This window comes from Edaphocola flava, assembly GCF_004118155.1.
Taxonomy (GTDB): Bacteria; Bacteroidota; Bacteroidia; order Chitinophagales; family Chitinophagaceae; genus Edaphocola; species Edaphocola flava.
In genome coordinates this window covers 335,193-348,252 of sequence record NZ_SAIQ01000003.1, presented here as the reverse complement: position 1 = coordinate 348,252, position 13,060 = coordinate 335,193, and the positions used below count along the sequence as shown (strand labels likewise).

At 44.7% G+C, this 13,060-nt stretch carries 10 protein-coding genes; 8 read left to right on the top strand and 2 right to left on the bottom strand.

From position 1 onward, the window contains the following. The first annotated feature begins 446 nt into the window (after positions 1–446). From lnt to EMP01_RS11000, 5 genes are all read left to right on the top strand, one after another. The gene (gene lnt, locus EMP01_RS11020; RefSeq protein WP_129021570.1) at positions 447–1,970 is read left to right on the top strand and encodes an apolipoprotein N-acyltransferase; all 1,524 of its coding nucleotides are present in this window, start codon (positions 447–449) and stop codon (positions 1,968–1,970) included. Then, on the top strand, positions 1,967–3,754 hold the full coding sequence (locus EMP01_RS11015; RefSeq protein ID WP_129021569.1) for an Ig-like domain-containing protein: 1,788 nt from the start codon (positions 1,967–1,969) through the stop codon (positions 3,752–3,754). Before lnt ends, EMP01_RS11015 begins: the two co-directional genes overlap by 4 nt. Positions 3,755–4,011: 257 nt before the next feature. After that, complete coding sequence (locus EMP01_RS11010) at positions 4,012–5,334, top strand: citrate (Si)-synthase, eukaryotic (RefSeq protein WP_129021568.1); 1,323 nt, start codon at positions 4,012–4,014, stop codon at positions 5,332–5,334. Between the two features lie 450 nt (positions 5,335–5,784). Then, positions 5,785–6,438 carry a FadR/GntR family transcriptional regulator gene (locus EMP01_RS11005; protein WP_129021567.1) on the top strand — a complete coding sequence of 218 codons (654 nt, stop codon included), beginning with the start codon at positions 5,785–5,787 and terminating at the stop codon, positions 6,436–6,438. Positions 6,439–6,489: 51 nt separating this feature from the next. Continuing rightward, complete coding sequence (locus EMP01_RS11000; RefSeq protein WP_129021566.1) at positions 6,490–7,707, top strand: MFS transporter; 1,218 nt, start codon at positions 6,490–6,492, stop codon at positions 7,705–7,707. Between the two features lie 64 nt (positions 7,708–7,771). Here EMP01_RS11000 and EMP01_RS10995 read toward each other — a convergent pair whose 3' ends face one another. Next, positions 7,772–8,818, bottom strand: coding sequence for an NAD(P)-dependent alcohol dehydrogenase (locus EMP01_RS10995; RefSeq protein WP_129021565.1), 1,047 nt, complete (start codon positions 8,816–8,818; stop codon positions 7,772–7,774). Between the two features lie 248 nt (positions 8,819–9,066). On the opposite strand from EMP01_RS10995, the gene EMP01_RS10990 reads away from it, so the two are divergent. Continuing rightward, positions 9,067–9,954: an AraC family transcriptional regulator gene (locus EMP01_RS10990; RefSeq protein ID WP_129021564.1), complete on the top strand. Its 888-nt coding sequence runs from the start codon at positions 9,067–9,069 to the stop codon at positions 9,952–9,954. 6 nt (positions 9,955–9,960) lie between these two features. On the opposite strand, the gene EMP01_RS10985 is transcribed toward EMP01_RS10990, so the two are convergent. Further along, positions 9,961–10,308, bottom strand: a complete 348-nt coding sequence (locus tag EMP01_RS10985; protein ID WP_129021563.1) for a winged helix-turn-helix transcriptional regulator — start codon at positions 10,306–10,308, stop codon at positions 9,961–9,963. 87 nt (positions 10,309–10,395) lie between these two features. Between EMP01_RS10985 and EMP01_RS10980 the strand changes: the two genes are divergently transcribed. Beyond that, the gene (locus EMP01_RS10980) at positions 10,396–11,271 is read left to right on the top strand and encodes an NmrA family NAD(P)-binding protein (protein ID WP_129021562.1); all 876 of its coding nucleotides are present in this window, start codon (positions 10,396–10,398) and stop codon (positions 11,269–11,271) included. A gap of 122 nt (positions 11,272–11,393) precedes the next feature. Beyond that, on the top strand, positions 11,394–13,007 hold the full coding sequence (bshC, locus tag EMP01_RS10975) for a bacillithiol biosynthesis cysteine-adding enzyme BshC (RefSeq protein ID WP_161971320.1): 1,614 nt from the start codon (positions 11,394–11,396) through the stop codon (positions 13,005–13,007). Positions 13,008–13,060: the final 53 nt, after the last annotated feature.

Below are 13,060 nucleotides of genomic sequence, written 5' to 3'. Positions count from 1 at the left end.
TTGGTCCTTTTGTTGCCGGACAAAAGGACGAAGAAAATAGGTTACTATATGCGGATAGTCAACTAATTTTTTACCGGTATGGCTCCCGACCGGCATTTTTATTCATATTTATAGCCCTTCATGTGCACCTTGATTACCTTTTGCAGGCCATCAGGGCTGAGTCGTTTTGTGCTTTTATGAAATATATAGGTTTACATAGTGGTAGATTATTTCATCATATAAGACACACAATATTATACTTGTATATACACTGTTTTTAAAATATAAAAAATCGGCTCTTTATTAAAATAATTAAAAATTATGAGATATATTAGAGAACTGATTATGGAGTAGAATGCTACTGCTTTTGTATAAAAGCGCTCAGGATGATTTTGAGTGATATTGGTATGCCCGTCAGATAATACATATTACCTGTGCTGTATAGCATCAATTGGCTCAAACACATTATGAATATAACAGTGCTCCATACCTGTACCCTGAAGCAACGCTTTTTATTGTCTGTACTGTCCGGAATCCTGATGGCCGTACTGGTGATCCTGAATAATCCTTTGTGCTCCTTCATAGCCCTGGTTCCCCTCATTATCGCAATGCACAAAGTACGCTTCAGACAAGCACTGGCATTAGGTTTTGTAAGTGGTAGTGTGCTGAGTCTCTTTACCAGTTACTGGATGTTGTATTCGGTTACAGAGTTCAGTAATGGGAAATGGTTTGTAGCTGCCGGTGTCTATATTTTGAGCAGCATACTCCTGGGTTTGGTGCTGCTGCTTGCAGCAGCAGTGCTTTATAAATTTGTCAATAACCGGCACAGTTTCCTGCTGCGTAGTCTGGGTATAGCCAGTGCATGGGCTGTTTTTGAATTCCTGTTCAGCTACTTTCTTACCGGCTCTTTCTGGTTTCATCCGGCATTATACAAGGGACTTGTTTCTACTAACTTTTTGATTCAACCGGCCGTTTTCGGTGGGGGCATACTTATCTCTTTTTTTTGTGCCTGGGTCAATGCTGCATTGGCACTTGCACTCCTTGCTCCGCATCGGAAATATTTTGGATATACAGTGCTGATCTTCGCGGCTTTTCTGGGCTTATCCTATGCTGCCTTGCTCATCTATCCGGAACCTGCTGATGCGGAAAAGGCCAGGATAGCGGTCATTAATACCAATCAGCCAGTACACCAGAAATGGGATGAGCAAACAGGTAACCAGGCTGTACAGGAGATGCTTCGGCTGAATGCAGAAGCGACGAAATTAAATGCTGGTCTGAAAATATGGACAGAAGCTGTTGTACCATGGACCTACCGTAAAGATGATGACTTTCTGAACGCTATTGTGGGTGCAGATAGCAGTCAAAATAGCGGACATATCATTGGCCTGCTGACTGACGGCGCCGGTACGGAATTTTATAATTCGGCCTATTACCTGGAAGATATGCATGGCGTGGTGCAGCGCTACGATAAAAGGTTTCCGCTTGCCTATGCTGAAGTGCCCTTAAGTATTGGTGCTATGCCTTTGCTTAAAGGGGCAGATATGATCATCAGACCCGGGCAGCATAGCGTTATATTTAATACCCTGGCCGGTCGTGCGGGTATTACCGTCTGTAACGAATCTCTTGTCGATAAGGCTTATTACGGTTTAGCAGAACAGCATGCCGATTTCCTGGTGGTGATCTCTAATGACGGCTGGATCGGAAACAGTGATTACCTGCTGCGTCAGCACTTCTACAGTGCCCGAATGCACGCAGTAGCTAACCGGAAGGATATTGTTGTAAACAGTAACCTTGGCTATTCAGGGGCCTTTAGCAGCATGGGTATAGAGCTGCTTAAAAGAAAGGAGGAGAACGGATTTGTGGAGCAGGTAAGCCTTTCTAAAAATGATACCATGACATTCTATGCCCGGTATCCTTTGTTTTTCATTTGTTTTTATTTACTCTCTCTTCTATTATTGATTTACCCTCTAAACACCCCTAAAAAAGTATGAAAAGATATTACTTACTTTCATTACTACTTATGGTCTGTACCGGTGCATTTGCCGTACCCACGGTCAATAGCCTGGAGCAGACACAGTACCGCTGGCGCAATAACAATGGCAGTGAAACAGCAGCCACCTGGAAGGCCGCAGCCAATACGCCTGTTACGCAAACCAACTTTAATGAATCTCTGCGCCTGCGAACAGAGTATTACACCTTCGGTCTCAGCGGCTCCTTGCCACTGGGCCAGAGCCTTGCTTATTCTAAAGACGGCGGCATTACCTGGACGCCCATAACAGAAGCAACTACGAATGACTTTGTGTTGGTGCCCAGTGCCGCAGCACCACATGGCACCAACACAACTAACCAGTTGGGTACCGGTACCGGTGGTACATATGTGGCCGGAAAGATCGTATCTCAGAATACACCCGCTATGGGATTAAACCTGAATGTCGATGAACGTACTGAGATGGAATGGATCTTGCAACCTACTATTTTTTGTGAGAATGCAAAGACCTACCTATTCGAATCCCAATCGGTGACGGCAGCCTCTGCAAGAGGACAGCTGACAACCAATTTCGGATGTGTAACGCCTGTGGTAACCGTAGCACCCAGCATCTCCCGTTGCGGTACCGGTAGTCTGCAGTTAGTCGCCAGTATAGACGGTACTGGAGGCTCGCTTGTCTGGTGGTCTGCACCTACAGGTGGTACAATCATCGGGGTAGGTAATAATGTTACCTCACCCGTATACACTGCCAACACAACTGTGTATGTCGAAGGCAGAAGGAATGGTTGTGCCACAACCCGCATTCCGGTACAGATAATTGTAGACAACGTTTCGCTGAGTATTGATGTGGCAGATGGTACCTATTGTGTGGATGATGTTTTATCCTTAACCACCAGCCCTGCCTACCCTGCAACTTATATCTATCAGTGGAGTGATAACAGTACCGCGGCAGCATTGGATGTGGCTCCAACAAATGGTGTGCAGAACCAGTTCTGGGTTAAGGTGACCAGTCCAAATGGTTGTGTTAAGCGTGATACGGTGCATGTAACGGTAAATCCTAAACTACAGGTGAATATCGGAAACGATACCATTGTCTGCTCCAATACGCCACTGACACTGGATGCGGGCAATCCGGGTGCTACATATCTCTGGAGTACCGGTGCGCAGACACAGTCTATCACGACCCTGACCGGTGGTACCTATACCGTAGCGGTAACCAATGATTATGACTGCACTACTACAGATGAGATTGTTATCGGTGCGCGACTGGAAGCCTCTACTGACGGGTTCAACTTCATTCCGAAGTTTGAAATACAGCAGGGCAGGGTAGACTTTGCCCCGATCAATGCACAGGCCGTAGATAGCTTTTACTGGGATTTCGGCGACGGCAATACCTCTCAACTTCAAGAACCGTCTCACGTATTTGCAGCAGAAGGCGATTATATAGTAAGCCTGAAAGTGAAGAATGATTGCGGGTTTATGGACACTGCACTGATGATAACTGTAGACATGGCACTGGGTGTGCATGAAAGCAAGATCGGTAAAAATGATCTGAAAGTATTCCCGGTTCCGGCGGCAAATAAACTGACCGTCCTGTCTGAAACCGGAGATATAAAAATCATGAACATCACTATATGTAATACACTGGGTCAGGTACAGAAAGATCTGCAGTATACAGGTGGTTCCCGACAAGAAATTGATGTAACGAACCAGCCTGCGGGCAACTACTTTATGCGTATCGAAACGAATAAAGGTACGGCGTACAGGCGCTTTAGTATTACTAAATAATTGTGTACAATTATGTACAAAAAAGAGTTGGTTTACCGATACGGTAAACCAACTCTTTTCTTTTAAACAACAACACACCTTTAAGTGTATAGATAGCGTTTATATATATGTGTAGAAGGGGTTACAGGCCATCCGATCTTTAATTTAGTGATATTGTTAAGAAATGGGAAGTGCTGTTTTTATTTATGTTTTAATTAGTTAACTTTGTACCGCTCATAATAAAATGGGCCCTTTTTATATTAAAATAAATTTTAAATATGGGATTCGTAAAAGACAGGTTTAAAGTCAAAGCTGATTCAGTAGCAGCAGAAATCAAACAAATTATTGCAGAGCACGGAAATAAAGTTTTAGGAGAAACCACTATCGCACAAGCCTACCAGGGTATGAGAGGTATTATCGGTCTGATCACCGAGACATCTTTACTTGATGCAGAAGATGGTATCCGCTTTAGAGGCTATTCGATCCCGGAATTAAGAGAAAAATTACCTAAGGCCCCAGGTGGTACAGAACCATTACCGGAGGGCTTATTTTATTTAATGCTGATCGGTGAGTTACCTTCTGAAGAAGATGTAGAGCATTTATCTGCAACATTTGCCAGAAAATCTCATGTACCGAATTATGTGTTTGATGTAATTGAAAAATTACCGATTTCTACACACCCGATGACGCAGTTCTCTATTGCAATTACTGCATTACAGAAAGAATCTATCTTCGCTAAAGAATACGCAAACGGCATCAACAAAAAGGAATACTGGTCTTATATTTTTGAAGACTGTATGAACCTTATTGCACGCCTGCCGCGCATTGCAGCGTATATCTATCGCAGAAAATATAAAAACGGCGATCATATCCAACCTAACGGAATGCTGGACTGGGCGGGTAACTTCGCACACATGCTGGGTTACGATAACAAAGGTTTCTATGCATTAATGCGCCTGTATTTAACGATCCATGCCGATCACGAGGGTGGTAACGTATCTGCACACGCAACGCACCTGGTAGGTTCTGCACTGTCTGATCCTTACCTGTGTTTTGCATCCGGTATGAACGGCCTGGCTGGTCCGCTGCATGGCCTGGCTAACCAGGAAGTAGTAAAATGGATCGAAGATATGTGTAAAGAGCTGGATACAAATGCGCCTAGCAAAGACCAGATCAGCGAGTATATCAAGAAAACATTAACTGAAGGTAAAGTAGTTCCGGGTTACGGTCACGCAGTATTGCGTAAAACAGATCCACGTTTCACAGCACAGATGGAGTTTGCAAAAACACACTGTCCGGAAGATCCGATGGTACAAACCGTTTGGAATGTATATGAAGTAGCTCCGGATATCCTGGGTGCTACCGGTAAAATCAAAAATCCATTCCCGAATGTTGATGCGCACAGTGGTGCATTACTGAAACACTTCGGACTGATTGAAGAAGAGTTCTACACCGTAATCTTCGGTGTAAGCCGTGCACTGGGTGTATTGGCAGGATTATGTTGGGACAGAGCTTTAGGATTCCCTATCGAGCGTCCTAAGTCTGTAGATACACACTGGATCAAGGCCTTCATCAAAGGTGAAGCCGTAAAAGAAGACTAAAATTCTTTATTTAATAAAAAGCGCCCATGCAATGCATGGGCGCTTTTGTTTTTTACAAAACGATGATATCATATAATTATAGTTGACTATTTTATTCGTCCTTTTGTCCGGCAACAAAAGGACCAAAAGTGCCTGTTCTCATCAAGGCGATTGCGGAGCACCGCCATTTTGTACCGTTGCGTGCATTGATCGTTTGAGCTTAACGTGTGATGCATTCGGTGCTCAACGATCGCATCTCCACTCCAAAATGGCTATCGCTGTGATGAAAACAATAAGCGATCCGTAAAAGTACAGATCGCTCCAAATTGCCTTATACATCCGGCGTTCATAATATCATTGGCTCGATCGATAAAGTCGAAGACCAATAGAGTAATAATATTTATTATTGTTTCCGAAGAGCGGATACTCCGTTAATTTAATTACTTTTGCAAACATCTGATGATATGATGTATGATGCAATTACAAAAAAAATCTCTGGCGCAGGAACTGGCCGATACGCTGCAGCATAGTATAGAACGGGGTGTATTTCCCGTCGACTCCCGCTTGCCTACAGAGCCCGAACTGATGAAAAAGTTTGGGGTAGGGCGCTCCACTGTTCGCGAAGCGATCAAGTACCTGGCACAGTCCGGCTTTGTATCTGTACAGCAGGGGCTGGGTACCTTTGTAATCAGCCATACCGGTAATGGTGCACTGGATGCAAAAATTGAGCATGCCAAGTTCGCAGAGATATTTGAAGTAAGGCAATTGCTGGAGATAAAGGTGGTAGAGAAGGCCGCTACACATCGGACTACAGCGCAGCTCAGCCAGATGGGTAAAGCACTGAAGGAGCGGAAGCGTTATGCCCTTAAGGGGGAGATGGCAGCCTGTATACAGGCCGATATTGACTTTCATACAACTGTTGCGGAGAGTTGCGGCAATATGATCCTGTGTGAATTGTACAAAACCCTTTCGACACATGTAAGCAAGTTTTTCCTGACCGTATACAAGGATACAACTTCCTTTATCGAATCTCAGGAGCTGCATGAGGCATTACTACAGCATATTAAAGAGCGCAATGCTGACAAAGCATTAACCGTTGCACAGTCTATTATCGGCATCATTTAATTTTTTTAATAACAAACATCAGATGACCTGATGTTTAAGACTTGTTTTTTTATGAAAGAACCTATTGCCGCTTCCGGCACATTACAAGCCAACCAGACGGTATATCCGATCTTGTTTGCCATCAGTTTATCCCATTTGCTCAATGACCTGTTGCAGTCATTGATTCCTGCCATTTATCCATTGCTCAAAGATAATTATGCACTCACCTTTACCCAGGTGGGTATTATCACCTTAGTGTTTCAGCTTACTGCCTCTATTCTACAGCCCTTTGTAGGATTGTATACTGATAAAAGACCCAATCCAAAATCCCTTGCTATAGGCATGTTCTTCTCCCTGATGGGACTGATCTGTATGGCTTTTGCAGGCAATCTTTATGCCATACTGGCTTCTGTAAGTCTGATTGGTATTGGCTCTTCGGTGTTTCATCCGGAAGCATCACGTGTGGCGCACCTGGCATCCGGTGGCAAGAAAGGGCTTGCCCAGTCTATCTTCCAGGTAGGGGGTAATGCCGGTGGTGCGATCGGTCCATTGCTCGCAGCATTAGTCATCATTCCATTCGGGCAACGTTATATCGGCTGGTTTGGTGTACTGGCTATTGTGGCGATCATCATCCTGACCATTATTGGTAAATGGTATCAGCAGCATATGGCCCTGAAAGCAGCACAACCACAGAAAGTAGTTACAGAGCGGGTTGCATTGCCCCGCTATAAAGTGATCATCTCTATCATAATTCTGCTGGTATTGATTTTCTCCAAGTACTTTTATATGGCCTCTATGACCAGTTACTTCACCTTCTACCTTATAGAGAAATTCGGGGTAAGTGTACAGCAATCTCAGGTCTATTTATTTGCCTTCCTGGCTGCCGTTGCCGCGGGCACTATTCTGGGAGGTCCGCTGGGCGACCGTTACGGACGTAAATGGATTATCTGGATCTCTATATTAGGTGCAGCTCCATTCACGCTGCTGCTGCCGCATGTAAACCTGTTTGGCACCATCGTACTGGCGGTTATTATAGGGCTCATCATCTCCTCTGCATTTTCTGCCATCCTGGTATATGCTACAGAGCTCATTCCCGGAAAAGTAGGTATGGTTGCCGGATTATTCTTTGGTTTTGCTTTCGGTATGGGCGGTATCGGTTCTGCTGTATTAGGATGGCTGGCCGATCAGAAGGGCATTCAATATGTCTTCTCGGTTTGCGCCTTCCTGCCGCTGATAGGCATGGTGACGGGTTTCCTGCCGAATATTGAAGGAAATAAAAGAAAGAAATAACGCTGACATGTTATCAAACAAAAGCCCGGGTATGTACCCGGGCTTTTTGTGATTAAAGCTGTACTTATAAAGTAGCCATGTCTATTACAAAGCGATATTTCACATCGTTTTTCTCCATGCGCTCATATGCCTTATCAATGTAAGCCATATCGATTACTTCCACTTCTGATACGATATTGTTTTCACCGCAGAAATCCAGCATCTCCTGAGTCTCTTCGATACCACCGATCATAGAGCCTGCAAGGCTTTTGCGGTTACCGATCAGGGCAAATGCAGGAATTACAGATGGCTCAGAAGGTACGCCCACACAGATGTGTACCCCGTTTGTTTTCAGCAGACCCATGTATGCCGCAATATCATGTGGAGCACTTACGGTATCCAGGATAAAGTCAAATGAATCTTTAACCGCATTGAACTGTGCTTCGTCTTTGGTTACTACAAACTGGTGTGCACCCAGCTTCATCGCATCTTCGCGCTTATTTTCAGAAGTACTTAATACCGTTACTTCAGCACCGAATGCCACGCCGAATTTTACGGCCATATGACCTAAGCCACCCAGGCCCAGTACTGCCAGTTTATGGCCTTTGCCAACCTTCCAGTGTCTTAAAGGAGAGTAGGTGGTAATACCGGCACATAATAATGGTGCCACTCCAGACAGCGGCAGGTTTTCCGGTACATTCAGTACGAAATCTTCTTTGACCACAATGGTTTTAGAATAACCACCATAAGTAGGCATACCATCAGTGTACTTATTCAGGCCATTGTAGGTAGATACACTGCCATTTTCGCAATACTGTTCTTCACCATGCTTACAGGAGCTGCAGTCTCCGCAGGAGTCTACCATACAACCGGTGCCCACCAGGTCGCCCAGTTTGAATTTGCTTACATTTTCGCCTACAGCGATCACTCTTCCTACAATCTCATGTCCCGGTACCATCGGGAAGATACCCGGAAACCAGTCATTGCGGATCTGATGCAGATCAGAGTGGCAAACCCCGCAGTACTGTATGTCGAACTGTACATCGTTAGGGCCAACAGCTCTTCTTTCAAAATTCCATTCGGTTAATTGCTCGCCGGCATTCATAGCGGCATAGCCTTTTGTTGCGATCATATCTCTTTGTTGTTTTTTTAATTGTTTTTGATGATACAAAAGTATGCGGTCCTCGGGAAACTGCTTGTACTCAGCAGTTCAATATTTTGTTCTTTTTAGGTCAGGGTATTTGTTGTACTCCACAAAGCTAATACTCCAGTATTAAATCATTGTATCCGGATCTGAACTTTTTAGCATAATTATATGAACCGAAAAGAAAAGTGTATGGATCTGTATTTCGTACTTTTGTTGCTGATAGCAAATACTTTATGGTTACAAAAATGGTTAAGGTGCCTACAGCACTCGTTAATTGCGATGCCGCACAGGCTACACTGGAGCTGGAAGGTTGTTCTGTGGTGCAGCAGTGTGTACATAGTACAGGTGCTAGTGGTACAATGTACCTCGAGGAACACCTGTTATTGTTCGTGCTGGGCGGAACAAATAAGATGACTTACGGAAAGCAGACCTATGTGGTAGGTAAGAATGAAATGATCCTGCTCAAAAAGGCTACTGCTGTTCAGTATGAGAAAGCCGGTGATCCCGACAATGATAATATATACGAGAGCATGATGTTCTCTTTGAAGGATGATCTGTTGAAATCATTCCTGTCTACAGCCCAGATTGAGATTCCGAAATTAAAGGCAGAAGGGGAGATAAAGAGCGAAGTATATCCTATAAACGAATACCTGGTTGCCTTTGTACATTCGCTGAAACCATACTTCAATAACCAGTCTGGCGTGAATCCCGGCCAGTTGCGGTTAAAGATGATGGAGTTGCTGTATGATGTAGCGGAGTATAATAAAAATGTATTTTTTCAGATCTTACAATTACACCAACCGGTACGTACCGATGTGAGCCAGGTGGTAGAACAGCATTATGCCTCACCGGTCAATCTTGAAGAGCTGGCTTATCTCTCCGGGCGCAGCCTGTCCAGCTTTAAGCGCGACTTTCAGCGCATATACAATATGTCACCAGCCAGCTGGATCCGCGAGAAACGCCTGGTCAAAGCCAAAGAAATGCTGGAGCATACACAGATGAGCGTAACGGATATCTGTTTCTCCCTGGGCTTTGAAAATGTATCGCACTTCTCCAGAATTTTTAAAGCACATCACGGGCAAACGCCCAGCAGCTACCGTGAGGTAATGCCTTTGAATTAATGATGTTTACATATGCGCCGTGGCCCAGGTGGCCATGGCATGAATCACCGGGAGCAGCTGCCTGCCCGATTCGCTGAGCTGGTAGGTGACATAGGGTGGTACTACCGGCCTGGCTTCCCGTATCACCAATCCGTCTGTCTCCAACTGCTTCAAATGCTGTATCAGCATCTTCTCCGTAACAGCAGGTATTGCCTTTTTTAATTCACTATAGCGTTTACTGCCTTCTGATAGATGGTAGATAATAATGGGCTTCCAATAACTTCCTATTTTCTCCATCGTAAAGGTTACCGGGCACATTGCCAGTGCCGTTTTCTTATTCTGCTGAATGGTTGAGGATGATTTAATAGCGGTCATAATGATACATACTTTAGGGTAAGTACTTGTATAAAAGTAAGTACAAAAGTACTTTTGCATTATCAATTAACCAAAATATTTTATCTGATGAATATTACCCTTACCGGTTCCCTGGGGAACATAGGACAACATTTAGTAAAAAACCTGGTAGCAGCAGGACATAAGGTAACCCTGATCAGCAGCAGTGCAGACAGGAAGACCGCCATCGAGCAACTGGGTGCTACAGCAGCCATTGGTTCCATAACAGATACTGCCTTTCTGGAGCAGACCTTCGCAGGTGCCGATGCGGTATTTGTAATGACCCCTCCGAATATGGGCGGACAGAACATTATTGAGCACACCGTTAATGCCGGCAGGTCTTATGCCACTGCAATCAAAAATTCCGGAGTGAAACGTGTCGTGATGCTCAGCAGTGTGGGTGCTGATTTTGACGGTGGTACAGGCCCTATTACAGGACTGCATCATATCGAAAAGCTGTATAGTGCATTAGCCGATGTCGCGGTAACTTATTTACGTGCAGGCTATTTCTACACCAATTATTACAACGATATTCCGATGATTCAGCATGCAGGCATACTGGGTTCTAATTTTGCAGCTGATGTAAAAATACCTCTGGTACACCCGGCTGATATTGCGCAGGCTGCGGCAGAAGCTTTACAGCAAAACCCTGCGGGACATGAAGTTCGTTATATCGTAAGTGATTATGTAACGGCAGCCGATGTGGCTTCTGTATTTGGCAAGGCCCTGGGCAAAACACTGCCTTGGGTTGCCTTTACCGATGAGCAGGCCATGGATGGTATGACCGGAGCCGGATTACCGGAAGAGATGGCTGGTCTGTATACGGAAATGGGCGTAGCGATCCGCGAAGGTAAACTGCAATCTGATTTTGAAAGCAAGGGTGCTCCACAGGATGGTCTGATCAAAATCGTTGATTTTGCAAAGGAATATGCCAGCCGTTTTTAATGACTGTATGTAACTATTTAGTTATCAGGAAGCAATACCAGAAGGTATTGCTTCCTTTTTTAGGAAAAAATTGCCAATCACATTTGCTATATTCTTTTATTTTTGCGCAAACATCTTGTTTAATGGACAATATCGCCGACTGTACTGCTCAATACCTTCCTATACAAAATACCGGTTACTTTTCAAGCCTGATTAAGGACTATCTTGAAGCAGCACCTGGCCTGAGACCCTTTTATGTGTTTACGCCGGATGATGCGGGTATGAAGGAGGCTATACAAAGCAGAGCAGCGCGTCCGGTAGACCGTAATACCCTGGTATCGGTGTTGCGAGAGCAGTATGCACACCTGGAGGTGAGCGATGCTGTACAGCAGAATATTGAACTGCTTACAAAAGGTAATACCTATACCATCTGTACCGCCCATCAGCCTAACCTGATGAGCGGCTATTTATATTTCGTCTACAAAATTATTCATGCTGCTAAACTGGCGCAACACTTGTCTGCACAGCATCCTGAGGCGCAGTTTGTACCAGTATTTTATATCGGTTCTGAAGATAATGACCTGGATGAGCTGAGTGTATTCCGCTACGAGGGTAAAAGCTACCGTTGGAATACAACACAGACCGGTGCTGTAGGCAGTATGCATACCGATGATCTGCAGGAACTGATTGCAGATTTGTTCCGTGTTCTGGGGCCGGTAGGCGTGGAGGAGCAAACGCTCAAACGTATTATCCGTACGGCTTATAGTGGTGGCCATACTATTGCGCAGGCTACCCGCATCCTGGTCAATGAATTGCTGGGCTTTCTCGGTGTTGTGGTACTGGATGCCAATGATGCCCGTTTGAAAAAGGCTTTTATTCCGGTGATGAAAGAAGAGCTGCTGCAGCATACCGCACAGCAGATAGTGACGCAGACATCAGAGGCGCTGAATGCACAATACACTGCCCAGGCATTTGTGCGGCCGATCAACCTTTTCTATATGAAAGAGGGACTGAGAGAGCGTATTGAGCGGAATGGAGACCAATGGTTCGTATTGAATACGGATATTGTTTTTAATGAAGCACAGCTGATGCAGGAAGTGGAGAAACATCCTGAGCGTTTCAGTCCGAATGTGATTCTCAGAGGGATGTACCAGGAAACCATACTGCCCGATGTGGCTTTTATAGGCGGGGGTAGTGAAGTGGCCTACTGGATGCAGTTAAAAGACCTCTTTTCCCATTACAAAGCATTCTTCCCTGCTATAGTGCTGCGTCAGTCTGCAATGATTGTAGGTCCTAAATCTGTGGCAATGCAACAGAAACTGAATCTTTCGCTGGAAGAATTATTTATAAAGACAGAACCACTGATCAATAACTATGTAGCACAGTACGGTGATGACTCCTGGAATGTAACGGCTTTACAACAACAACTGGAGACACTGGAACAGGAAACCATAGACCGGTTGTCTGACCTGGACGGACAACTGCACCTGAGTGCGGAAGCTGTATTTACCAAAATAAAAAAGCAGGCAGAGGTGCTGGAGAAAAAAGTGCGCAAAGCGGCCAAACGCAAGATGGCCGACAGGGTACAGCAGATTCAGCAATTGAAGGAACATACTTTCCCTAATGACAGCCTGCAGGAACGTTATGATACCTTTATGCCATTCTACCTGCAATACGGACAGTCTTTCTTTGAAGCCCTGCACCAGTATACCGATCCTTATGGAAAAGAGTTTCTGGTATTGTCTTATAACCGCTAAATAGTATTAAAACATATTTGAAAGCTATCCTGAATGGGTAGCTTTTTTTATGT